At 32.7% G+C, this 23,707-nt stretch carries 21 protein-coding genes; 4 read left to right on the top strand and 17 right to left on the bottom strand.

The features are described from left to right. Nucleotides 1-46 precede the first annotated feature (46 nt). From clpB to FYJ71_RS02925, 3 genes are read right to left on the bottom strand one after another with little or no spacing between them, the layout of a single operon-like run. A complete protein-coding gene (gene clpB / locus FYJ71_RS02935; RefSeq protein WP_154537302.1) occupies nt 47-2,653 on the bottom strand; it encodes an ATP-dependent chaperone ClpB in 2,607 nt (868 codons plus the stop codon). 17 nt (nt 2,654-2,670) lie between these two features. Then, the gene (locus FYJ71_RS02930) at nt 2,671-3,267 is read right to left on the bottom strand and encodes a hypothetical protein (RefSeq protein WP_154537301.1); all 597 of its coding nucleotides are present in this window, start codon (nt 3,265-3,267) and stop codon (nt 2,671-2,673) included. After that, nucleotides 3,264-3,683: a replication/maintenance protein RepL gene (locus FYJ71_RS02925; RefSeq protein WP_154537300.1), complete on the bottom strand. Its 420-nt coding sequence runs from the start codon at nt 3,681-3,683 to the stop codon at nt 3,264-3,266. The genes FYJ71_RS02930 and FYJ71_RS02925 overlap by 4 nt, the downstream gene beginning before the upstream one ends. 433 nt (nt 3,684-4,116) lie before the next feature. On the opposite strand from FYJ71_RS02925, the gene FYJ71_RS02920 reads away from it, so the two are divergent. The 3 genes from FYJ71_RS02920 (at nt 4,117) to ispG (ending at nt 7,445) form a co-directional block, all read left to right on the top strand. Then, nucleotides 4,117-5,295, top strand: coding sequence for a 1-deoxy-D-xylulose-5-phosphate reductoisomerase (locus tag FYJ71_RS02920; protein ID WP_154537299.1), 1,179 nt, complete (start codon nt 4,117-4,119; stop codon nt 5,293-5,295). A 62-nt stretch (nt 5,296-5,357) separates the two neighbouring features. Next, complete coding sequence (gene rseP / locus FYJ71_RS02915; protein WP_154537298.1) at nt 5,358-6,371, top strand: RIP metalloprotease RseP; 1,014 nt, start codon at nt 5,358-5,360, stop codon at nt 6,369-6,371. Nucleotides 6,372-6,389: 18 nt separating this feature from the next. After that, entirely contained in the window at nt 6,390-7,445 is a 1,056-nt protein-coding gene (ispG, locus tag FYJ71_RS02910) for a flavodoxin-dependent (E)-4-hydroxy-3-methylbut-2-enyl-diphosphate synthase (RefSeq protein WP_154537297.1), read from the top strand. Between the two features lie 124 nt (nt 7,446-7,569). On the opposite strand, the gene FYJ71_RS02905 is transcribed toward ispG, so the two are convergent. The 8 genes from FYJ71_RS02905 to FYJ71_RS02870 form a co-directional block, all read right to left on the bottom strand. After that, nucleotides 7,570-8,496 carry a DUF4846 domain-containing protein gene (locus tag FYJ71_RS02905; protein ID WP_154537296.1) on the bottom strand — a complete coding sequence of 309 codons (927 nt, stop codon included), beginning with the start codon at nt 8,494-8,496 and terminating at the stop codon, nt 7,570-7,572. A 28-nt stretch (nt 8,497-8,524) separates the two neighbouring features. Beyond that, nucleotides 8,525-9,310 (bottom strand): phosphatidate cytidylyltransferase, encoded by a 786-nt coding sequence (locus tag FYJ71_RS02900; protein WP_154537295.1) that lies wholly within the window; start codon nt 9,308-9,310, stop codon nt 8,525-8,527. Between the two features lie 10 nt (nt 9,311-9,320). Continuing rightward, the gene (locus FYJ71_RS02895; RefSeq protein ID WP_154537294.1) at nt 9,321-10,052 is read right to left on the bottom strand and encodes an isoprenyl transferase; all 732 of its coding nucleotides are present in this window, start codon (nt 10,050-10,052) and stop codon (nt 9,321-9,323) included. A 193-nt stretch (nt 10,053-10,245) separates the two neighbouring features. After that, the gene (gene frr, locus FYJ71_RS02890; RefSeq protein ID WP_154537293.1) at nt 10,246-10,803 is read right to left on the bottom strand and encodes a ribosome recycling factor; all 558 of its coding nucleotides are present in this window, start codon (nt 10,801-10,803) and stop codon (nt 10,246-10,248) included. Between the two features lie 106 nt (nt 10,804-10,909). After that, on the bottom strand, nt 10,910-11,614 hold the full coding sequence (pyrH, locus tag FYJ71_RS02885; protein WP_154537292.1) for a UMP kinase: 705 nt from the start codon (nt 11,612-11,614) through the stop codon (nt 10,910-10,912). Nucleotides 11,615-11,682: 68 nt separating this feature from the next. After that, a complete protein-coding gene (gene tsf, locus FYJ71_RS02880; RefSeq protein WP_154537291.1) occupies nt 11,683-12,591 on the bottom strand; it encodes a translation elongation factor Ts in 909 nt (302 codons plus the stop codon). Between the two features lie 99 nt (nt 12,592-12,690). Continuing rightward, nucleotides 12,691-13,455: a 30S ribosomal protein S2 gene (gene rpsB, locus FYJ71_RS02875; protein ID WP_154537290.1), complete on the bottom strand. Its 765-nt coding sequence runs from the start codon at nt 13,453-13,455 to the stop codon at nt 12,691-12,693. Nucleotides 13,456-13,617: 162 nt separating this feature from the next. Continuing rightward, nucleotides 13,618-14,745 (bottom strand): protein kinase domain-containing protein, encoded by a 1,128-nt coding sequence (locus FYJ71_RS02870; protein WP_328597738.1) that lies wholly within the window; start codon nt 14,743-14,745, stop codon nt 13,618-13,620. A gap of 256 nt (nt 14,746-15,001) precedes the next feature. On the opposite strand from FYJ71_RS02870, the gene FYJ71_RS02865 reads away from it, so the two are divergent. Further along, on the top strand, nt 15,002-15,583 hold the full coding sequence (locus tag FYJ71_RS02865; protein ID WP_154537288.1) for a hypothetical protein: 582 nt from the start codon (nt 15,002-15,004) through the stop codon (nt 15,581-15,583). Nucleotides 15,584-15,813: 230 nt separating this feature from the next. Here FYJ71_RS02865 and FYJ71_RS02860 read toward each other — a convergent pair whose 3' ends face one another. From FYJ71_RS02860 to FYJ71_RS02835, 6 genes are read right to left on the bottom strand one after another with little or no spacing between them, the layout of a single operon-like run. Continuing rightward, the gene (locus FYJ71_RS02860) at nt 15,814-16,125 is read right to left on the bottom strand and encodes a hypothetical protein (protein ID WP_154537287.1); all 312 of its coding nucleotides are present in this window, start codon (nt 16,123-16,125) and stop codon (nt 15,814-15,816) included. A 15-nt stretch (nt 16,126-16,140) separates the two neighbouring features. Further along, the gene (locus FYJ71_RS02855; RefSeq protein WP_154537286.1) at nt 16,141-17,370 is read right to left on the bottom strand and encodes an alanyl-tRNA editing protein; all 1,230 of its coding nucleotides are present in this window, start codon (nt 17,368-17,370) and stop codon (nt 16,141-16,143) included. A gap of 54 nt (nt 17,371-17,424) precedes the next feature. Continuing rightward, entirely contained in the window at nt 17,425-18,366 is a 942-nt protein-coding gene (gene msrB, locus FYJ71_RS02850; RefSeq protein ID WP_154537285.1) for a peptide-methionine (R)-S-oxide reductase MsrB, read from the bottom strand. A 20-nt stretch (nt 18,367-18,386) separates the two neighbouring features. Further along, the gene (locus FYJ71_RS02845; protein WP_154537284.1) at nt 18,387-19,553 is read right to left on the bottom strand and encodes an AI-2E family transporter; all 1,167 of its coding nucleotides are present in this window, start codon (nt 19,551-19,553) and stop codon (nt 18,387-18,389) included. Further along, on the bottom strand, nt 19,553-21,397 hold the full coding sequence (locus FYJ71_RS02840) for an ABC transporter ATP-binding protein (protein WP_154537283.1): 1,845 nt from the start codon (nt 21,395-21,397) through the stop codon (nt 19,553-19,555). Before FYJ71_RS02840 ends, FYJ71_RS02845 begins: the two co-directional genes overlap by 1 nt. After that, nucleotides 21,384-23,549, bottom strand: coding sequence for an ABC transporter ATP-binding protein (locus FYJ71_RS02835; RefSeq protein ID WP_154537282.1), 2,166 nt, complete (start codon nt 23,547-23,549; stop codon nt 21,384-21,386). The genes FYJ71_RS02840 and FYJ71_RS02835 overlap by 14 nt, the downstream gene beginning before the upstream one ends. Nucleotides 23,550-23,707 lie beyond the last annotated feature (158 nt).

Genomic DNA, 23,707 nt, shown 5'->3' with positions numbered 1-23,707 from the left:
TAAATTATTAATCAAATTGTAAAGATTTAGAGCAATAATCTTATTTTTATTTGCATTTCTTGTTAATAATTAATTCTCCATCATGGTTGTCTATTAAAATAGCATCTCCATTTTCAAAATATCCCAATACTATTTTTTTTGCTATTTGCGTTTCGATACTATTATTTATGTATCTTTTTAGTGGTCTTGCACCATATACAGGGTCATAACCAACTTCGACAATATAATCTTTTGCACCATCAGTAATATTCAACTCAATATCCCTATCTGCCAATCTATTTCTCAAATCATCAAGGAATATGTCAATAATGTTCTTTATCTCTTCCTTTTCCAAAGGTTTAAACATTATTATGTCGTCGACTCTATTTAGAAACTCAGGCTTAAATCTTGATCTCATTATGTTTAAAACCGCTTCATTAACATCTATGGCATCATTTTCGTTTCTTTGTTGCTCCAAAAGCAGATGACTACCGATATTTGATGTCATAATTATCAGAGTATTCTTGAAGTCAACTGTTTTACCTTTGTTATCTGTTAATCTACCATCGTCCAAAATTTGTAGGAATATATTAAAAACATCATCATGTGCTTTTTCTATTTCATCGAAAAGGATTACCGAATATGGCTTTCTCCTAACTGCTTCAGTCAACTGCCCACCTTCTTCATATCCAACATAACCTGGAGGCGGTCCAACCAACCTTGATACACTATGCTTTTCCATATATTCAGACATATCTATCCTTACTATCGCATCCTCGCTGTCGAATAATTCTCTAGCCAAAGTTTTTGCCAGCTCAGTTTTTCCTACACCTGTAGGACCTAAGAAAATAAATGAACCAACTGGCTTCTTTGGGTCACTCAATCCAGCACGAGATCTTATAATAGCATCCGAAACAGCTTTAACAGCCTCGTCCTGCCCAACTACTCTCCTGTGAAGAATTGACTCTAGATTTATTAGCTTTTCTTTCTCAGACTCCACCAGCTTTGTGATTGGTATTCCAGTCCATTTTGAAATTATCTCTGCTATTTCATCCTCAGTAACATCCTCCTTCAGTAGTATGTTTTCTGCTTGCCTAGAGTATTCCTCTTCGTGTTTTCGAATTTGCGCCTCTAGATTTGGTATCTCTCCATATTTTACTTCTGCAGCTTTATTGAAGTCATATTCTCTTTCATATCTTTCAACCTTAGACCTTGCATCATCTAATTTCTGCTTTAAAGATTTCAAATCCATTATTTTACTCTTTTCCACCTCATATCTAGATGTCAATGAATCATTTTCTTCTCTTAAATTAGCAAGCTCGCTCTCAAGCTCTAACAGCCTATTTTTTGACTTTTCATCATCTTCCTTCAACAGAGCTTCCCTTTCTGTTTCAAGTGTAAACATTTTTCTTCTGACATCATCTAGCTCAGTAGGAAGTGAATCAATCTCACTCCTGATCATTGCACCAGCTTCGTCAATCAGATCAATGGCCTTATCCGGCAAAAACCTATCTTGAATATATCTATCAGAAAGCTTCGCAGCAGCAACTATTGCATTATCATGTATCTTTATACCATGATGAATTTCAAATCTCTCCTTTAATCCTCTAAGAATTGAAATCGTATCTTCAACTGAAGGTTCATCGACAATTACTGGCTGAAATCTTCTTTCAAGCGCCTTATCTTTCTCTATATACTTTCTATATTCATCAAATGTCGTAGCACCTATACAGTTTAGTTCACCTCTTGCAAGAATAGGCTTTATTAGATTACCTGCATCCATAGAGCCTTCTGTCTTACCAGCACCAACTATATTATGTATTTCATCAATAAAAAGAATTATTTTGCCATCTGAGCTTGTAACTTCCTTCAACACTGCTTTAAGTCTTTCCTCGAACTCACCTCTATACTTTGCACCAGCAATCAATGCTCCCATATCAAGTGAGTAAATTGTCTTATTTTTCAGACCCTCAGGAACATCTCCCTTTACAATTCGTTGAGCCAAACCCTCAACTATAGCTGTCTTACCAACACCTGGCTCACCGATAAGAACAGGATTGTTTTTAGTTCTTCTTGATAGTATTCTTATCGTTCTTCTTATCTCTTCATCTCTACCAATAACTGGATCCAACTTATTATCACGAGCCAATTTCACAAGATCAATCCCATACTTTGATAATGCATCATAAGTACCCTCGGGATCCTGAGTGTCTACTCTCTGATTACCTCTCACCTCTCTTAATACTTCCAAAAATTTAGTTTTATCTAGATTGTATTGAGCAAATATTTTCGATATATTTGTATTTTTTTCCACATCGAATATCGCAAGCATTAGGTGTTCAACACTTATGTATGAATCATTAAAATCAACGGATATACTCTCTGCCCTTACCAAAATATCATTAATTTTTCTAGTAGCTGTTATTCCCTGAGAATTTACACCTTCTCCAGTTACTCTAGGGAGCTTATTTAGCTCATTTTTTAAGGCTCCAAGAATTGATTCTGTTTTGATATTCATTTTTTCAAGAATACTCGAAATAAGACCATCCTCTTGATTAATCAAAGAATATACCAAATGAATTGAATCTACTTGCTGATTATTATTTTTAACGGCTTCCGAAAAAGCGTCGTTTAGTGCATTTTGTACTCTTAATGTCATTTTTTCTGCGTTCATAATCTTCCACATCCTTCCTAATAAATCTTACTTGTTATTATCGATTTTCTAAGATCTAACAAGCTGTCGAGTATATCCTCGCCCATTTCGGTGTCAAATCTTAGATTTAATTTGATTGTATTTTCATCATTAAAAAAAACTATATTGTTATCACTGTTTACAAGCATCAAAACATCATAATCTAGTTTTATCACATCGCCATGACTAATCCCCCTGCATATATCTACAAAATACCTATTATAGTTGATATAATAAGCACCTTCTCTGACATCATATTCATAATCTGCTACAATATTAAAAACTCTAATCACAAATCTATTTATTGTCGTAAACATATTATCGTCATTATAAAGTGTAAGCTCCTCATAAATATACTCATTAAATAATGGGTGAATATTTTTTTTCAATCTCAGTAAATATGAATCAGATATGTTAAACTCCAGCTTCCAATAGTTTGTAGAGTACTTACCCAATGATATTACTTTTCCGCCAATCATACTTTTATCGTAATCATCCAATTTGCATATAAAATTATTTATGCTAATCACGTCATTTTGACTTTGAAATAAAGAGTCAAACCATCTCATAACTTCTCTATCAATACTCAAGTTCATTTCAAACCACCATTCCCATTCTTTATTTGATTATAACTATACACCAGCTTATCTCTCTCATATTTTGATCCCTTATATGAAATTAATGGATTTATCATATATACACCATTCCTTATTTTTCGCAAAAAATCTCTTCTTTTATACTCCCCGAAGATTACCGACAAACCTGTCTTTGGATATTGAAGAAGTTCTGACAGTTCATCTAATGTCATATTAATCCTGTTATCTCTATCCATAATACTGATCAATACAATCGGAATCATAGATTTTTTTGGCATTGAATTTTCAAGTGCTTTTATATAATTTTGTGGTGAAATGTTTATAAATCTATCTATGCTTTTTCTGCTGTCCATTACCCTACTTTCGGTAAAATCTGCATTATCTTTTCGTCTTGAATTTTCCTTTATTTCAAACATCTGTATCACCTCATACTCTTTTTAAAACATCTTTCGTTTGTCAATAATATACAACGATAAAAATCCAATGTCAACACTTAATATTTACTTTATTTATCATTTTGATATACTTTTATTTATTATTTAGATATATATTATTTATTATTTTGATATATTTCGCCATATTATTTATCTATTGAGTAAATTTGTATTGGCATATTGATATTTTTCTTTGCATTGTGTGTTTATTCAAATATCAATATAGGTTGAATCAATTAATTTTTTTTCGCAAGCTTATACCAAATCCTTCACCTTTTCCACAAAAACATAATCGAAAACCTCAAAATTTTTTAATTTTTTTATTCATGTCTATTTTTTCTCTTTAAGCTACAATTTAGGTATTGAAAGTATAATTATTTTTAAAATAAGAAAAATATGAATTGGAAGTGAATAGATGAAAATTTCAATATTAGGTTCGACCGGATCAATAGGTACTCAAACACTTGATATCGTTAGAGAACATAGCGACCTATTTTCGATAGAAGGTATCACAACGAATAAAAATGTAGATTTGTTAGTAGAACAGATAGAAGAATTTAAACCTAAAAAGGTTGCAATCTTTGACAGATATAAATATGAATACTTTTTAAGCATTTTAGAATCAAAACGCAAAAATGATGTTTATCGTTCTGTATATGATAACCTAGAGGTATACTATGGAATGGATGGATTGATAAATATTGCTTCCTCAAAAACAATTGATATCCTTGTTACAGCAGTCGTTGGTATGATTGGTTTAAAACCAACTCTTGAAGCCATAAAAAAATCAACTACAATTGCTCTAGCCAACAAGGAAACGCTTGTAACTGCTGGAAAAATTGTTATGGAAGAGGCTAAAAAACACAATGCAAAAATCATTCCAGTTGATAGCGAGCATAGTGCAATTTTTCAGTGTATTACTGGCGAAAGGGACAATAGGATAGACAAAATCCTGCTAACAGCATCAGGTGGTCCTTTCAGAGGAAAAACGAAGTCAGAGCTTGAAAACGTAACAAAAAACGATGCATTAAAGCATCCCAACTGGACAATGGGTCAAAAAATAACTATAGACTCCTCTACCCTTATGAACAAGGGCTTGGAGGTAATTGAAGCGAGATGGTTATTTGACGTGTCACCAAGTGATATTGTGGTTCATGTTCATCCACAGAGCATAGTCCATTCGATGGTTCAATTTGAGGATTCTTCAATCATCGCCCAATTGGGATGTCCTGATATGAGAGTCCCAATCCAATACGCACTAACATATCCAAGCAGAATACCATCGAATTTCGAAAAACTTGATCTTTTTTCAATTGCAAATCTTTCTTTTGAAAAACCTGATTTAGATGTTTTCCCGTGCTTAAAATTAGCTTATGATGCACTTGAAAATGGAGGTACTGATTGTACTGTACTAAATGCAGCAAATGAAGTTTTGGTTTCAAAATTTTTAAATGATGAAATTGGTTTTTATGATATCCCGAAATACATTGAGCTTGCGATAAGAAAGCACAATTATATTGAAAATCCAACACTGGAGGATATTTTGTATACGGACGAATGGACAAGGAGATTTATTGAAGACTACTTGAAATAATTTTATATTTAAGATTAATGATAGTGTTATATTTTCAAATTGATGATAAGGAAGGTGAATAAATGAATATAATAGCAGCCATATTAGTATTTGGCATAATAATTTTTATACATGAATTAGGTCATTTTTATTTTGCAAAAAGAGCTGGTGTAACTATACACGAGTTTGCGATCGGAATGGGACCTACTCTCTTCAAGAAGGAAAAAAACGGCACAGTTTACTCAATCAGAGCATTACCTATTGGTGGTTTTGTCGCAATGGAAGGTGAAGATGAAGAATCAGATGATCCAAACTCATTTGGAAAAAAGACTTTAAAGGAAAGATTCTTGTCCATTGTAGCAGGACCACTAGCAAATATAATTCTTTGTGTTTTGCTATTGATACCATTTTATGCCATTGTTGGATTTCCTACGACGACATTAGACATTGTTCAAAAAAACTCTCCTGCTTATTCAGCAGGATTGCAGTCTGGCGATAAGCTGGTTTCAATCAATGGCAATAGCTTAGATTCATTTAATGATGTTAGCAAGCTAATTTCAGGATCTGACGGCAAAGAATTGACTATACGATACAAAAGAGGAAGTAAAGATAAATCCACAACAGTAATTCCAGAAAAAAGCGCTGGAAAATATGTGATTGGAATCAACCCAAAATACAAAACAGATTTGCTAAAGGCACCAAAGCAAGCAATTGTATCGACTTATCAAATTTCTAAAACTATGTTGATATTCTTGGGTCAATTAGTAACTGGACAGCTTTCCGGAAAAATAATGGACTCACTTTCTGGACCAGTCGGAGTCGTAAATATGGTTTCAAAAGCAGCTACAACTGGTATTTTGGATCTAGTTTTTATGACGGCACTGATAAGCTTGAATATTGGAATTATGAACCTGCTTCCAATACCTGCACTTGATGGCTGGAGAATCATTATGCTAATTTTTGAGGGTCTAAGAGGTGGCAAAAAAGTTCCAGCAAAAATTGAAGGTTACATAAATGGAATTGGGCTAATAGCACTTATGGGATTTATGTTATTCATAACCTATAAGGACATAGTCAGACTATTCTTTAGAAATTAATATTTAGAAAGGTAAAAAATGAATCATCTTAGAAAACATACAAAAAAAATAAGAGTTGGAGATATTTTTATAGGTGGTGACGCCCCAATAACAGTACAGTCTATGACCAATACTGATACAAGGGATTCAAAATCAACTATCAACCAAATAGCAAGGCTGGAAGATGCAGGGTGTGATATTGTAAGAATTGCTGTACCCGATTTATCAGCAGCAAAAAATATAGGTGAAATAAAAAATAACACAAATATTCCAATTGTAGCCGACATTCACTTTGATTATCGACTTGCTCTTGAAGCAGTAAATCAAGGTATTGACGCAATAAGAATAAATCCTGGAAATATCGGCGATATAGAAAGAGTAAAAATGGTTGTCGAAAGCTGTAAAAAAAGATCCATACCGATTAGAATAGGAGTAAATGGAGGTTCTCTTGAAAAAGAACTTCTTGAAAGATTTGGCTCAGCTACGCCAGAAGCGATGGTTCAATCTGCATTAGGACATATAAAAATACTGGAGGATTTGGATTTCGATGATATTGTAATATCATTAAAAAATTCCGATGTAATAAAATCAGTTCAAGCGTATAGATTAATATCATCAAAAGTAAGCTATCCACTCCATTTGGGAATAACAGAATCGGGTGGTATAAAAAAGGGAACAATAAAGTCTTCTATCGGCATAGGTGGACTTTTGGTAGATGGTATTGGTGATACCATTAGAGTTTCTTTGACAGGCGATCCAACAGAGGAAATAGGTGTTGGAAAAGAAATCCTGAGAAGTGTAGGACTGTTAAACGACAAAATAAAAATAGTTTCATGCCCTACCTGTGGAAGGTGTCAAATTGATTTGATTAATTTTGCAGGCGAAATTGAACAAAAAATAGAACATCTCGAAAAGGACATTACTGTTGCAATTATGGGATGTGCAGTAAATGGACCAGGAGAAGCAAAAGAAGCCGATATTGGAATTGCTGGTGGGAACGGTGTTGGCCTATTGTTCAAAAAAGGTGAAATAATCAAGAGAGTTCCTCAGGAAGAAATAGTAAGTACACTTCTAAAGGAAATTGATAATATATAATCTAATATATAATCTAATATATAATCTAATATAAAAAGCTCACAATACTACCTTTAGGGGTTGAAATTGCGAGCTTTTCTTTTCATGAAGTTTTATTATTGAACATCAGAATAAATTACATTAATTATTGAATATTAAACCGTCTTAACTCATCCAACTTAAATGTCCATTGTGGAGTTTTTAATATTCCACTCTCTTTTATTTCATCAATGCTATACCATGGTGAAGTGTCCTTATTGATTTTGTTGATCAATATCTGAGTCTGTTGTGCAGGCATATATGACTGTGCCAACATAACTATTTTTTTATTACCATTTACTGCCATATCGACCACCATAATAGCGTGCCCAACTCTCTTAGTTCCCGGAGTACCTCCTACTACGAACATATCGCCTATTTCTATATCATCGATATCCACCTTAAATGTATCTTCCACCAAAGAAAGAGTTCCACTATACGCATATACCACTGTCATAAACTTCTTATATACGCTTTCATTTGTTGAAGGCTCTGCCATTAGGAAATACTCTCCAGTTTCCGGATCTACTCTATATCCTCTAGTGTATTTCCCAAAATCGGCAACACCACCTGAAACAAATTTAAATCTCATCTTAGAATAATCTCCCTTTTTATATAGATAATCTCCAATAAATTTGTAACATGCATCTGCACAGTGTAGCAAATTCTTGCCTTCCAAATCTACATCAAATACGGAATCATAAACACCTTGATTTGGTTTTTTAGCACCATTATAATAGTCAGATTTTTCTCCATATGGCTTTAGCTTCTCATGTCTCAGAAAATAGGCGAAAGAATCACTATTAGCCTCCACTCTCTTATATCCAGTTGGCAACAGATATCTCGATTCAATATCCATACCAGATTTATTTAATAAGTCTGTATTTACATCTGTCTCTACATTTTTTGAAATTGATGATTTGTCATTTTCTTTTTTTGAATTCAAGCTATTCTTTTCAGAACAACCAGATAATACAGAAATAGAAATTATCGAAACCATCGATATGAGAGAAATCATCTTAAAAACTTTCATAGATACCTCCTCCAAATTAACAATCCAATTATAGCTTATGTTGGAAATATAGCAAAACCAAATACACATATGGCGCAACTAAAAGAACGCTATCAAATCTGTCTAATACACCTCCATGACCTGGTATCAATTTTCCAAAGTCCTTTATCCCAACATATCTTTTTATTGAAGATGCCAGCAAATCACCTATTTGACCAAAAACGGATCCGAAAACAGAGAGAACAAGTACCTTGCCTATATCCAGCTTAAAAATTAATGCAAATATCAAACTAAAAAGCACACAGCATACAATCCCACCTAAGCTACCTTCAACAGTTTTATTGGGACTAATATTAGGAATCAGTTTCTTTTTCCCAAAATTTTTTCCTACAAAATAAGCTCCAGTATCCGTAATAAATGCAATAATAAAAATCAACCAAACATAAATATTTCCACCATCAATATAGTCAATCGTATTAATAATATAATTAAAACAATAACATATATACATTATCCCTGAAAAAGTAATTGAAATTTCCAATACATTTCTTTTTTGCGTAAGAATATAGATCATTCCAACCATAAATACGACGAAAAGTAATAGTGAAAAAGTTTCACTCCTCCATTGATATATATTTCCGAAGAGCAATATTACAGAATAGATATATCCCAATTCCTTTACAGGGTGAATATCCAGATTTTCGAAAGCACAATAGAATTCGTGTAATGCAATACACATCAAAATCACTCCACCAATATATAGTGGTATACCTTTAATAACCAATAATATCAATAAAGGTAACAAAAACATTGCTGATACTAACCTTTGTTTCATAAGCTTCCTCCTATTTTACTGCCCCGAATCGTCTATCCCTTTTCTGGTACGAATAAATAGCCTTTTGTAAGTTCTCCTCATCAAAATCCGGCCAGTGAATATCTGTGAAATAAAACTCCGAATATGCAATCTCCCACAATAAGAAATTACTCAATCTCTGTTCACCACTCGTCCTAATAACCAAGTCAGGGTCAATTATATTTTTTGTATATAAGTGCTTGGAAATCATCTCGTCATCGATATCCTCAACACTGATTTTACCATCAGAAACATCCTTAGAAATCTCTCTGACTGCTTTTTTTATATCATCCCTCGAACCATAGTTAAGTGCAAGACTTAGTGTAACTCCCGTATTATTTTTTGTTTTTTCAATTGATTTTTCCAATTCATCAACACATACATCTGGTAATTTGGAAATATCCCCAATAGTCAGTATCTTCACATTGTTTTTATGCAATTCATCCAATTCATTTTTTAAATAGGTAACCAAAAGTCCCATTAAAGCTGATACTTCCTCTTGAGGTCTTTTCCAGTTTTCAGTAGAAAATGCATATAACGTCAGATACTTTACTCCCAAGCGTGAACATTCTTTTACTATTTTTCTTATCGTTTCAACTCCGACTTTATGTCCATATGTTCTCGGCATAAACTTTGATTTTGCCCATCTCCCATTTCCATCCATAATAATAGCAATGTGATTTGGAATTTTTTCTATATCAATATCATAATAATTCTGTTTCATAGCTAAATGTACAAAAGTACGTCCTTTCCATTATCGTTTCAAATCACTTTCAATATTAAAAAGTGTATAACTATATTATACCCCATATTCATCCCCTATGGATAGATAAAAATAAAATAATATACAACAAATAAAAAATCCCACCACAGTGATTTTACCATGGTAGGATTGAATTTTATTCTATTCTATTCTATTATACAGCCATAATATCCTTTTCTTTTTCATCTGTCAACTGATCAATTAATTTTACATACTTATCAGTCATTTTCTGAACTTCTTCAGTTGCTTTTTTAGCATCATCCTCAGTAAGCTCACTAGATTTTTCTAGTTTTTTGATCTTGTCGTTGGCATCTCTTCTTTCGTTTCTTATTCTCACTTTAAAAGCTTCAGAAGCCTTGGAAGCCTTCTTTGCAAGCTCTTTTCTTCTTTCTTCTGTAAGCTGTGGAACTACTAGTCTTATAACTGAACCGTCATTTGTTGGTGCTATACCGATATCGGATTCAGAAATTGCTTTTTCTATTGCATGAATACTAGATTTATCCCAAGGTGTTATTGTCAAAATTCTACCTTCTGATACTGCAATAGCCGCCATTTGATTAACAGGAGTAGGTGTTCCATAGTAATCTACTCTAACCTTATCTAGCATAGACTGATTTGCTCTACCAGCTCTAATCGTTCCAAATTCAAATTTTAGAGCTTCAATTGTTTTTTCCATTTGCTCTTCAAGCTGTACATGTACATCTAACTTCATAATATTTCCTCCATAAAAACATTACTGATTTTTAAAAAAATTATTGTTTATAAGATCAACTATTATATAGTTTACACCATCATATAATTTTTATTCAAGAATTAATTTATTCAACAGTCGTACCAATATCTTCTCCATATACGACTTTGATGATGTTTTCTGTTGATAATTCGAAAACCTTTATTGTTATCTTGTTATCCATACAAAGTGAAGTCGCAGTTGAATCCATAACCTTTAACTCTCTATTGATAACCTCCATATAAGAAAGATTAACGAATTTCTTTGCATCTGGATGAATTTTTGGATCCTTATCATAAACAGCATCAACATTTTTCGCCAATAAAATTACATCGGCCTCCATTTCCGCTGCTCTCAATGCTGCAGCAGTATCAGTTGAAAAATATGGATTACCAGTACCAGCACCAAAAATAACCACACGTTTTTTCTCTAAATGTCTTACCGCTCTTCTTCTAATATATGGTTCAGCAACTTGACGCATCTCTATTCCAGTTTGAACTCTTGTAGGTACTCCTATATCTTCTAGAGAATCCTGTAGTGCCATAGCATTCATAACTGTCGCCAACATACCAATATAATCAGCAGTTGTTCTATCCATTCCCTTACTAGTTCTTCCTCTCCAGAAATTACCTCCACCTACAACAACGGCGATTTCTACGCCCACATCATTTAATTCCTTTATACCTTGTGAAATCTCTCTAAGAACTTCATTATTTATTCCAAATCCAGTTCCACCAGATAGTGCTTCTCCACTTATTTTTAATAATACCCTTTTGTATACCGGTTCAGCCATTTTGTATCTCCTTAATTACATTTGTTTTTTAAAAAAGAGAACACAAAAGTGTTCTCTTAAATTTAAAATTACTTCAATTGCTTTGCAACTTCGTCAGCAAAGTTTTCTTCTCTTTTTTCCATGCCTTCTCCAACTTCATATCTAACAACCTTAGATACTTTGATAGAGCTTCCAACTGACTTTTCTACAGAAGCAACCAATTTAGAGATAGTAAGTTCTGAATCCTTTACGTATACCTGATCCATTAAACAAACTTCTTTTAGTTCTTTATTCAATCTACCAACAACCATCTTTTCAACGATTTCAGCTGGTTTTCCTTCGTTCAATGCCTGCTGAGTCAATACTTCCTTTTCATGAGCAATGTATTCTTGATCTACATCATCTCTTGATATATATTTTGGATTCATTGCAGCAACCTGCATAGCAATATCTTTTCCTAATTTTGAAACCTGTTCATCCTTAGAATCAGTGTCTAATACAACAAGAACACCAATCTTTCCACCACCGTGAATATAACCTGAGATAACACCATTAGTTGAGACTTTTTCAAATCTTCTTACATCAAGCTTTTCACCAATAGTAGCGATTCTATCATTCAATACATCCTGTAGTGCTTTTCCTTCTTTATGCTGTGCAGCAAGTAATGTAGCAACATCTGCAAAATCAGCATCCAAAACCATTTCTGTAACATCGTTAACGAAAACTTTAAAATCTTCGTTCTTCGCAACGAAGTCAGTTTCAGAGTTAACTTCAGTAATTGCAGCAACAGTATTATCTGCATTTAATTTAATTGTAACTAGACCTTCTGCAGCGATTCTATCAGCCTTCTTTGCAGCCTTAGATAATCCCTTTTCTCTCAAAATGTCTATTGCTCTTTCCATATCTCCATCAGCTTCTGTAAGAGCCTTTTTGCAGTCCATCATACCTGCGCCTGTTGATTCTCTTAATTCTTTTACCATCTGTGCAGTAATAGCCATCGTAAAATCCTCCCATAAAATAATTTTTAATTAGTTTTTATTATTTATAAAATGGTAAGGGCAAAGCCCTTACCATAAGCGTTCTCAATAATGTATTAACTACTCTACTTCTGAAGCTTCCTCTGTTGATTCAACTTCTTCAACCTCTTCTACTTCAGACACTTCATCAGCCACATCGTCAACACCTTGTCTAGCTTCGATTACAGCATTTGCCATTGCAGCAGTTATTAATTTTACAGCTCTTATAGCATCATCATTTGCTGGTATTGGGAAATCCAAATCATCAGGATCACAGTTTGTATCAACTGTTCCTATTACAGGTATTCCTAATCTGTGAGCTTCCTGTATAGCTATATTTTCTTTTCTTGGATCAACTACAAAAATTGCTGCAGGTAACTCAGGCATATCCTTAATACCACCTAGGAATTTTTCTAGCTTTTCCTTTTCAGCTCTCAATTTTATAACTTCCTTCTTAGGAAGAACATCAAATGTTCCATCTTCTTCCATAGCTTCTAGCTCTCTAAGCTTCTGGATTCTAGTTTTGATAGTCTTGTGGTTTGTCAACATACCACCCAACCATCTTTCATTTACATAGAACATTCCACATCTAATAGCCTCATCCTTGATAGCCTCTTGAGCTTGTTTCTTTGTTCCTACGAAAAGAATTGGCTTTCCTGTTTCTGCAACTTCCTGCATGAATTTGTAAGCTTCATCAATTTTCTTAACTGTCTTCTGTAAGTCGATGATGTATATTCCGTTTCTTTCTGTGAATATAAATCTCGCCATTTTTGGGTTCCATCTTCTAGTCTGATGACCGAAATGAACACCAGCTTCTAGTAATTGTTTCATTGAAATTACTGACATTATTTTTCCTCCTTAGTTTCTACATCCAGCACGCTCAACTTCCTAAAAAACCATCGGCACCTTTTAAGAATCCCGTTGCTGTGTTTATTTTATATTTTTTAAATAACCTTTATCATTTTATCATTTAAGCAAATTATTGTCAAGACAAAAAACAAAATGAATTTAAATAAGGAATGAATACAACATACTTCCTATTATTAGAAGAACAATAATCACAACTGCCAATTTTTTTAGCACACTGTTTTTCTTTTTCTTCTTCTGATTTTGTTTTTTATTACTAATCCTTTCATGATCTCTTTTGCTAATTTTTTTCTTTTCTAATTGGTTATTTCCATTACTTGATTTTTCAAGTGCCTTCTCAATATCCGTCAGACTGATTTTGCTAGTCTTGTACATTTCTTCTGGACTAATTCTTCCTGTCTTATGTAACACAGCTTCCAAATCAGGCTCAGATATATCGGCGTTTTCCAACTCCTCTTGACTCTTATACATAAAATGGCTCAAACTGAGAATTACCTCATTATAATTTTTATAGCAAAGATTATCGTTTCTCTCTAGCAATTTCTTTATTATTTCAATAAAATCTCTGTTTTGTCCACTCAAATTAATCTTTGACCAGATTACACCTTTATCAATAGCTCTCATCAGCTGTTTTTCAGTATTTGCCTGATTAAAAGGGAACTTTTTAAACGTAGATTCATATAATATTAGCCCCAAACAGTAAAGATCACTCTTTATATCAGTAAAATCAATACTAAGTTGGGATGGCGAAAGATATTTCAGGTTATCGGAGCATCTTATATTTGTCCCCCTATTTGCCTCTGTTATACCAAAGTCAGCTATTTTTATATTGTATTTATCATCAACTAGTATATCATTAGGCTTCAAAGAACCGTGATTTTTTCCCAATGAGCTATATGCCTGCAATGCCTTAACAACCTGAGTTGAAATCCTAATCAACGCTTCTAAATGCAGATATGCTCCCTTATTAAGGGTAGCTAGTGAAACTCCGTTGAAATTTTCATATACTATGTAATATAAAAGATTGTCGACAGTTCTATGCACTCCAACATCGATTATCTTCAAAATATACGGACATTTTAATTCGCTAACAACAACACTCTCATCTATCAAATTGGGAATAAAATCTAAACTTATATATCTATTATTTTCAATTATTTTTATCTTTACATCCACATTTTTTTCAGAATCATATGCATTGTAGAGTTTGTTTTCTTCTATGTAAATTGGCTTATCTGTTATCTCATATCTATTACCAATAAATATCACATTTACCCCTCCTGCTTCAGTAGATTTCATATTACTATAATATTTTATCATATTTACACAATTGTTTCTATAGAATCATTTAATTAATAAAACTCAAAATTTAATTATTTTATATGATTTAATTTCACTCTTTATAAAAAATATTATCGACTATTATCGAGTATTTTATTGACTATTTTCTTTAAATTTAATATAATGTAAGTGTTAATTTGGGTACTACATACCCTTCATTTTTATTGTAAAGGAGTTGACTTGCATGAGTGATAATTCGAAAAAGAATTCTGGAAAAACCATTAATTTTGCCGAAAGAAAAAAAACAATAAACAATAGACAGTCTCAAGCTTCTTCACATAAAAATGTTGTCAACGACAATCGTGTAATACAGTATGACATAAATAAAATGAGAGAGCAGATAAATCAACAAACCAAAAAAAAGATGAGATTTTTTAGTTCTGACAAATCACCTCTTTGGGTAAAGCTGATTTACGCTGGCATAATACTTGTCTTTGCAGTACTTGTACTAGCGAAATTCACTAATAATTTTGGTATTGTTAAAAAAAGCAATATACCATCTAGGTTTGAGTATCAATCAAAGAACCTAGATACCGAAGATACTGTAAAGTATGAGTCAATTATCGAAACCAGATTAAAGAATCTGATTTCTAGCGATGGTGATATTGAAGTCGTAACCTCTTCTCTTCACAAAAACGACAAGTATGTGTTTGCTGATGGGTACTTCACATATCCCAATGATAGTGACAAGATATTTTTTGACGCGACGATTGTATCAGATAAATTGACGTCTTTGATTATAAATGGATACAACCTGATAAAATAATGGAATATAAGTTTTTTGCTACAGTGTTAGGTCTAATTTGACTCAGCCTGTAGCATATTTTATATAACCTTAAATAGGATAATATAGATTGTATAGATAATATAGATTTAAATATAGTCTTAATTAAATATAATATAGACTGATGCAGTCTTAAATAAAAACTGATATATGAAGCCAAACATTGAGTTCCTGAATGCACTCTAGCGCACAGGAACTCAATAATACATATTTTATCTAATGTATGCAAAATATGTTCCAATTGAAGATATTATCAAGGCAATAATATTGATAATTCTGCATTTATTATAGTCTTTTTTGAAAACTATCAATGACAGGAATGATAGTATAATCGCAACAATCCCCAAATAAAAACCATGAATTACACCAGAAGCCGATCTAATAACGGAAAGAATTCCTAGAATTAAAACGTATATTCCGACAACATTCCTTACGACATAGTTTTTAGCCAGTGTATTAGATATACAACAGTACAGGAAGAACACTAGTAAAATGCCAAGAATAATTAATCCAGTCTTTGTCATAAAACACTCCTTTTCTTATTTTTCATTTTTTATACTGTTTTCTATATTCGCAAAAAATACTGAAATCTCCTCAGTTTTTTCGCAAACTCCCTGAGCCAAAAACCGTGAACCACCGCCCTTGGCTCTAACTATATGAGAGTTTTCCTTCCAAAGTTGTCCCATGTTTATCATCGGATGTTCATCGAATATAGATTTTGAACACTGTAGTAGTATTTCCATATTTTTCTCTTTTTTATTCGCAATCAAAACAATCGCTCTATTATTTTCGGTAATATATTTTGCTAAATCTTCAATAAACCACTTTTTATCATTCGAAAAAACCTTTGATATCAACGTTATTTCACCGAAAATAGTTTCACCACTACCTATAAGCTCATTTGAAATAGTTGGCAGTAGCTTGTTTTCTAGGTATTTCTTTTCCAATGCAAACTCATCCTTTTTTATTCTTTCGTTCATCAGAGCATTGATTATCGTATCTTCATTACAACTATAAAGATTCAGTATTTTTTCAAATACAAACTCTCTTTTCAATACAAAATCAATGGCTCTTTTACCAACCAAATACTCAAATCTAGTTCCGTTTCTGTTTTTATAATACCTCACTATTTTTATGAGCTTTAGATCTCTTGTATTATAAACATGAATACCACAGCAAGCGTTGATATCCAGATCTCCTATCTTAAGAATTCTGATTCCGTTGTCTGTATCTGGTAACTTCCTTCTAGTTACAATATTATCGTCCTCTGATATATAATTTTCTACTTCAATGGACTGTTGGATTATTTCATTTGCATATAGTTCGATTTCTGCTACCATTTCATCGTCAAATAGCCCTTCTATGTCAAGCTGTGAAACTGATTGTCCAATATGTAGTCCAGTAGTATTTCTACCAAAAAGTTTATAAAAACACCCAGATAATATATGCTGTCCTGAATGCTGGTGCATATTATCCTCTCTATGCTTCCAATCGATATTTACATTCACTCTGTCTCCAACATTAAAACCTGAAGAATCATCTACATAATGTAAATTTCCGCTTAACTCGTCTTCCTTTACCGAAAGTATATCGAAAATTTTATTAGAATTTCCAGTAATGCTCGCTATATCAGCCGCTTGTCCTCCACCACCGGGAAAAACAATATCTTCTTCAAGCCTCAACCCAATCTGACCATTCAAAGGTACTATTTCTTTGACAGTCGTTTCCAATGAATCTAAATATCTTTTTCTATAGTACAATTTTTCCATAATATGCTCTTTCCATTTCTTTTCTCTTTTTCTATATATTACAGATTATTTGATTTACTCAACAAATTTTTTGTATTCGGAATAGCCAAGCTCATCCATTTTCTCAACAGGAATAAATTTTAGAGAGGCTGAATTAATACAGTATCTCAGTCCTGTTGGTCCGTCATCAAACACATGCCCCAAATGGCTATTTGCTGACATACTCCTTATCTCTACTCTTTCCATGCCATGTGAAAAGTCTGTTCTCTCCATTACTGACGTATCAAGAATTGGTTTTGAAAAAGCTGGCCAACCACATCCCGAATCAAATTTATCAGTAGAACTGAATAGTGGCGTTCCATCAACAATATCAACATAAATACCTTTTTCAAATTTATCAAAATACTCATTTTCAAAAGGTATTTCTGTCATATCGTTTTGAGTAACTTCGAATTGCAAATCAGTCAGTTTTTCCTTAAGAATGTTTCTATCTTTGTTATTCCTATCCCAAAAATATTTTACAAAATTGTACCTTCCACTATTCTTGTAGTAAGTGTTGTAGTGATTTTTATTTTTCTCATAATATTTTTGATGGTAATCCTCTGCAGGATAGAATTTCTTTAACGGAAGTATTTCCGTATGGACTTTTTTCCCGTTTCCATAATTTTCTTCTATTCCCATTTTTGATTTTTCTACTATTTCTCTTTGCTCGTCAGATGTGTAAAATATTGCAGAAGAATATTGTCTCCCCCTATCTACAAATTGACCACCATCATCAAACGGATCAATCTGTTTCCAAAAAATATCCAATATTTCTTCCAACTTAATCTTACTACTATCAAATAGAATCTCGACTGCTTCGTAATGTCCAGTTTCTCCGGAGCAAACCTCATTATAAGTTGGATTTTCTGTAGAACCACCAGTATAACCACTGATAACCTCTTCTATACCCTCATATGAAGAATAAGGCTTTACCATACACCAGAAGCATCCACCTGCCAATGCTATTTTTTCCATATCTTTCCCTCCAATACACACTATCTATTCTCGTATTCTCTCTTATCCGTTGGCAGACCCTTTTTTATCAACCTGTCATTGACATTTTCTCCTACTATTGTGTGAATAATCGCAAATACTGGAACTCCCAGCACCATTCCCACAATTCCAAAAAATTTTCCAGCAAGCAATAGTGAGAACAATATCCAAAACGATGATATCCCTATTGAGCCACCTAGAATCTTCGGACCTATTACATTTCCATCTAACTGTTGAATTATCAGTATGATAATCGATAACCAAAGAGCCTTTACAGGATCTACAAATAAAACGATAAATATCGATGGAACAGCACCGATGAAAGGTCCAAAAAACGGAATCACATTTGTTACACCAATTATAAAGGTCAAAAGTATCTTATAAGGCATATTTGTTATTGATAATGCCATAAATGTAATAAAAGCAATTATGGCAGAATCTATAATCTTCCCAACGATAAATTTTCCGAGAATATCATTGGATAGCCTTACAATATACAAAATTCTATCAGTTCTTTCATCCGTAAGCATCGCAGACAAAAACTTCTTACAAAGACAATAGAAGCCCTCTTTATCTGCCAATATATAAATCGAAATGATCAATCCAAGAACTAAATTCCATACACCCTTAACAATATTCACAAAAAAGTTTGCAAAGTACGGCATGAAATTTGTTGCAAAGTCGATTGATTTCTTACCAATAATATTGACCTGAGTGTTTATTGCATCTCTGGCAGAAGGCGAAATATCAACATTGCTGATAAATTTGTCAATCTGATGGTATAAATTATTGACAATCATCGGAAAATCTCTAATCAAAATCGATATGCTCTCTGCAATTTGTGGAAGGACAAATTTGAAAAATAAAACTATAACTATAGAAACTGTAATATACGTCACCAATAGTGATAAAAATCTAACCACCTTTAGTTTCATCTTTCCGTTCGAAATTCTAGAAATATTTCTTTCAAAGAAGCTCTGAACAAAATTAAGCAAATATGCCATTGAAAAACCTATTATAAAAGGCTTTAATATTGTAAAAAAAGAATTTAACAACTCGCTTAGTTTTGTAAACTGTACAACAGCCAAGTAAAACGAAATACTTGTGCATATTACCAAAAGAGAGTATATTGCGATGGTTGTATATTTTTTATTCCAATCTATCTTCATCAATTAATTTCCTCCAAATTTTCATACTGAGAATTATACAGTGACCTGTAATAGTTCCCCATTTCCATCAATTCTTCATGAGTTCCAGACTCGACTATATTACCATCCTTTATTACCAATATTAAATCTGCATTCTTAATGGTCGATAGTCTATGGGCGATAATAAAGCTTGTCCTATTCTTAACCAGATTATCCATTGCCCTTTGTATCATCTGTTCTGTTCTAGTATCAACTGAGCTAGTGGCTTCATCCAAAATCAGTATTTTAGGATTTGAAAGAATTGCCCTCGCAATTGTCAATAACTGCTTTTGACCCTGAGATATGTTTTTTGTATCTTCTGATAATACAGTGTCATATCCGTTTTTCTGAGTCAGTATAAATCTGTCAGCATACGCCGCTTTTGCAGCTCTATACACATCCTCATCATTAGCAGACAAGTTTCCATACTTCAGATTTTCCATTATCGTTCCACTAAACAACCATGTATCTTGAAGTACCATGGCAAAATTCTTTCTATAGCTTTCTATATCTATTGAATATATGTCTTTCCCATCAAGATAGATATTTCCAGAATTGATATCGTAAAATCTCATCAACAATTTCACCAAAGTTGTCTTTCCGGCTCCAGTTGGACCTACAATTGCAATTTTTTGCCCAGGCTTTACATCCAAATTGAAATCTCTTATTATCATCTTATTCTTATCATACCCAAAATCAACATGGCTAAATTCAATATGACCCTCAAACTTATCTTCGTCTATTGTATCCGTACTTGAAAAATCCAGCTCCTTTTGATCTAAAAATTCAAACACTCTCTCTGCAGCAGCCACTGTCGACTGAAACATATTCATTATCTGAGCGATTTGGTTTAATGGTTGAGTAAAGGATCTCATATATTGGATAAATGCTTGTATATCACCAACAGCAATCTTTCCAGATATAGTCATATATCCACCCATTATAGCTATCATTACATAACCTAGGTTTCCTATAAAAACCATTACCGGCATCATTACACTAGATAGGAATTGTGACTTCCATGCAGAATTATATAGCTTATTATTTGTTTTGTTAAAGTCAAGCTGCTCAAACTTTTCGGCATTATATCCTCTTATGACATTTTGTCCTGAAAAAGACTCCTCAATTTTTGAATTTATTCTTCCCAAGTACTTCTGCTGCAACGAGAAGAAATGCTGTGATTTGCGAATTACCATAGACATCACAATCATTATCAAAGGAATCATTAACAACGAAAAAATCGTCATGACTAGGTTTATGGACAACATCATAATAAAAACACCTATAACAGTGATTACCGACGTAATAAGCATAACCAAGCTTTGATTTAGAGATTGACTCAACGTATCGACATCGTTTGTAACTCTAGAAATTATCTCGCCTCTTTCGTTGTTATCATAATACGAAATTGGTAGTCTATTAAATTTTTCTGATATTTCTTTCCTCAATCTATATGATATCTTCAGTGCGACTGAACTCATAACATATGACTGTAGGTATGAGAAAACAGAGCTTATTACATACAACAGAAGTAGAATCAATACTATTTTCAATATATATGAAAAATCTATTCCATTATTAATATTATTTATCTTTCTGATTACTCCATTGAATATCTCAGTAGTGGCATTTCCCAATATTTTGGGTCCTACAATAGTAAATACCGTTGAAATAATCGAAAATACAAAAACATAAAGCACTTTCATCCTATCTTCATCGGCGTATTTAAGCAATCTTTTCATAACTGCAAAAAATTTTACAGAGCTATTCTCGTTTTCTCTTTTTTTCTTTCTTGCTTTAGAGAAGTTTTTTCTATTGTTTTCCATTTTCAATTTCCTCCTCTGACAACTGTGATTTCGCAATTTCATAGTATATATCACAATTCTTTATCAAATCTTCATGCTTTCCCTGCCCCACTATTTTACCATCATCAAGAACGATTATTTTATCTGCATCGATAATAGTATTTATCCTTTGCGCTACTATTATTACCGTCTTGTCATATAAATTTTTCTTTAAAGATTTTCTCAATTTTCTATCAGTATTTGCATCCAGTGCAGAAAAACTGTCATCAAATACCAGTATTTCCGAATCTCTATCAATTGCTCTGGCAATAGAAACTCTTTGCTTCTGACCGCCTGATAGATTCGAACCATCTTGTGATACCAAGCTTTCAAGCCCATCATTTTTTTCATTCACAAATTCGTCACATTGAGCGATATCCGATGCTATCATCAATCGCTTGTTGTTTCTAACTGATTGGGCATACTCTATATTCGAAGCAATCGTACCACTGAAAATAACAGGTTTTTGTGGTACAATCGAAACTATATTTCTAAGAGTTTTTAAAGATATATCTTTAATATTTTCTCCATTAATAAATATTTCTCCAGATGAAGCTTCCAAAAATCTAGGGATTAGATTCACGATTGTTGATTTCCCAGACCCTGTTGAGCCAATAATACCAAGAGTTTGCCCCTTATCTATTGAAAAGCTTATATTATCCAATACACTTTTTACAGCTCCATCATACTTAAACGAAACGTCTCTAAACTCAACTGTACCTAGATTATGAACTCTAGTCAATTCTCCATCATCCTTTATCGATATCTCAGTATTTAAAACTTCACCAATTCTATTTGCACTAATCATCGCTCTAGGCAGTATCACTGACACCATAGAAATAAACAAAAATGCCATTATTATCTGCATAGAGTATTCAATAAATGCCATCATATCACCAACCTGAATGTTACCAGAATCTATCTGCTTCGATCCAATCCATATGATAAGAAGCGTTGTTCCATTCATGATAAACATCATTGCAGGCTGAAGTATCGACATCAGCCTATTCATAAATAAGTTCGATTTGGTTAAATCTGAATTAACATCATCAAATCTTTTTTCCTCAAACTTCTGAGTTCCAAAGACTCTATTTACTTCAATACCAGAAATAAATTCTCTTGTAACCAAATTTAGTTTATCTACCAAAGTTTGTATATATCTAAACTTTGGCAATGCTCTACTCATAATGATTATTATTGCTGTAATCGTCACTGCAACAGACAGGGCGATTATCCAAACCATTGATACATCAAGTTTAAATACGTTGTACAACGCACCGACTGCCATAATTGGTCCATAGAACATAAATTTCAACAGCATCACAGAGGATTGCTGTACCTGCTGAATATCATTTGTTCCTCTAGATATCAATGATGCAATCGAAAATTTGTTTAATTCATTATTAGAAAATGTAAGAACTTTTTTGTATGAGTCTTTTCTTAAGTCCCTCGAAACTGAAGCAGATACTCTTGAACTCAAATAACTCACTGCAATTGATAATCCACCTGTAACCAATGATAAAATAACCATCAATAATCCAGTTTTCCACAGATAATCTTTCTGTATTTTGTCAACATCAATACCTATTCTTTTATAAATTGATTTTACAATTTTAATACTAATCTGTTTTTTCATAAAATCTGGTAGTGATTTTACATTTTCGATTGTTGGATAACTCGTTTTTTGAGAAGATTCTACTCTTGAAGAAATATATTTTGCATAATTTACCAAAGAGTTACTCATGAATTTACCAAGAGTATCAGTATTTATCTCATTTTTTAGCACATAATAATTTGTATTGAGTCTATCATCAGGAATCATTTTTACGTTGCTATTTTCAAGCTTTATTTTATTATTCTTACTATCGTTTGATTTTGGTTGCCATAGCACATATGACTTTGCAATACTGCTCTTTTCTTTTTCCTCAGATAAGGAAAGAACCATTGCGTAAGTAGTTTCATCCATCACCTTTGGTATGGAATCTGTCAAACCATCTTGCTGTATTCCTATATTTACGATATTGGATGTATATTTAGGCAACAAAAGCTCAAATTTTACCTGAACTATCAAAACTACTATCATCAATAGTATATATAGGATATACTTCTTATAATAACTGAGTACCCTGTTCATATTTCTAAATATCCTTTCTTTTAAAAAAGCTAACGATCGGCTTTCTAAATCTAGTTATTCATCATTAAAGCATCACCATAATATATTATCAAAAAAATCTAAATATAATATTAATTTGACGCAGAATATCACTATTAATTATACCACAAATTCTATTT

Origin of the sequence: Peptostreptococcus porci, from assembly GCF_009695815.1 — a bacterium.
GTDB classification, from domain to species: domain Bacteria; phylum Bacillota; class Clostridia; order Peptostreptococcales; family Peptostreptococcaceae; genus Peptostreptococcus; species Peptostreptococcus porci.
Note: the sequence above shows the minus strand (reverse complement) of the source record. Positions and strands in the feature narration are given on the sequence as shown.

Excerpts from the sequence above, each read along its gene's own strand:
- FYJ71_RS02865 (WP_154537288.1), top strand. The coding sequence starts at position 15,002 with ATGAGTGATAATTCGAAAAAGAATTCTGGAAAAACCATTAATTTTGCC.
- FYJ71_RS02835 (WP_154537282.1), bottom strand. The coding sequence starts at position 23,549 with ATGAACAGGGTACTCAGTTATTATAAGAAGTATATCCTATATATACTA.
- ispG (WP_154537297.1), top strand. The coding sequence starts at position 6,390 with ATGAATCATCTTAGAAAACATACAAAAAAAATAAGAGTTGGAGATATT.
- pyrH (WP_154537292.1), bottom strand. The coding sequence starts at position 11,614 with ATGGCTGAACCGGTATACAAAAGGGTATTATTAAAAATAAGTGGAGAA.
- FYJ71_RS02855 (WP_154537286.1), bottom strand. The coding sequence starts at position 17,370 with ATGGAAAAATTGTACTATAGAAAAAGATATTTAGATTCATTGGAAACG.
- FYJ71_RS02860 (WP_154537287.1), bottom strand. The coding sequence starts at position 16,125 with ATGACAAAGACTGGATTAATTATTCTTGGCATTTTACTAGTGTTCTTC.
- FYJ71_RS02920 (WP_154537299.1), top strand. The coding sequence starts at position 4,117 with ATGAAAATTTCAATATTAGGTTCGACCGGATCAATAGGTACTCAAACA.
- rpsB (WP_154537290.1), bottom strand. The coding sequence starts at position 13,455 with ATGTCAGTAATTTCAATGAAACAATTACTAGAAGCTGGTGTTCATTTC.
- FYJ71_RS02840 (WP_154537283.1), bottom strand. The coding sequence starts at position 21,397 with ATGGAAAACAATAGAAAAAACTTCTCTAAAGCAAGAAAGAAAAAAAGA.
- clpB (WP_154537302.1), bottom strand. The coding sequence starts at position 2,653 with ATGAACGCAGAAAAAATGACATTAAGAGTACAAAATGCACTAAACGAC.
- tsf (WP_154537291.1), bottom strand. The coding sequence starts at position 12,591 with ATGGCTATTACTGCACAGATGGTAAAAGAATTAAGAGAATCAACAGGC.
- frr (WP_154537293.1), bottom strand. The coding sequence starts at position 10,803 with ATGAAGTTAGATGTACATGTACAGCTTGAAGAGCAAATGGAAAAAACA.
- FYJ71_RS02845 (WP_154537284.1), bottom strand. The coding sequence starts at position 19,553 with ATGAAGATAGATTGGAATAAAAAATATACAACCATCGCAATATACTCT.
- FYJ71_RS02930 (WP_154537301.1), bottom strand. The coding sequence starts at position 3,267 with ATGAACTTGAGTATTGATAGAGAAGTTATGAGATGGTTTGACTCTTTA.
- FYJ71_RS02895 (WP_154537294.1), bottom strand. The coding sequence starts at position 10,052 with ATGAAACAGAATTATTATGATATTGATATAGAAAAAATTCCAAATCAC.
- FYJ71_RS02900 (WP_154537295.1), bottom strand. The coding sequence starts at position 9,310 with ATGAAACAAAGGTTAGTATCAGCAATGTTTTTGTTACCTTTATTGATA.
- FYJ71_RS02905 (WP_154537296.1), bottom strand. The coding sequence starts at position 8,496 with ATGAAAGTTTTTAAGATGATTTCTCTCATATCGATGGTTTCGATAATT.
- FYJ71_RS02925 (WP_154537300.1), bottom strand. The coding sequence starts at position 3,683 with ATGTTTGAAATAAAGGAAAATTCAAGACGAAAAGATAATGCAGATTTT.
- msrB (WP_154537285.1), bottom strand. The coding sequence starts at position 18,366 with ATGGAAAAAATAGCATTGGCAGGTGGATGCTTCTGGTGTATGGTAAAG.
- rseP (WP_154537298.1), top strand. The coding sequence starts at position 5,358 with ATGAATATAATAGCAGCCATATTAGTATTTGGCATAATAATTTTTATA.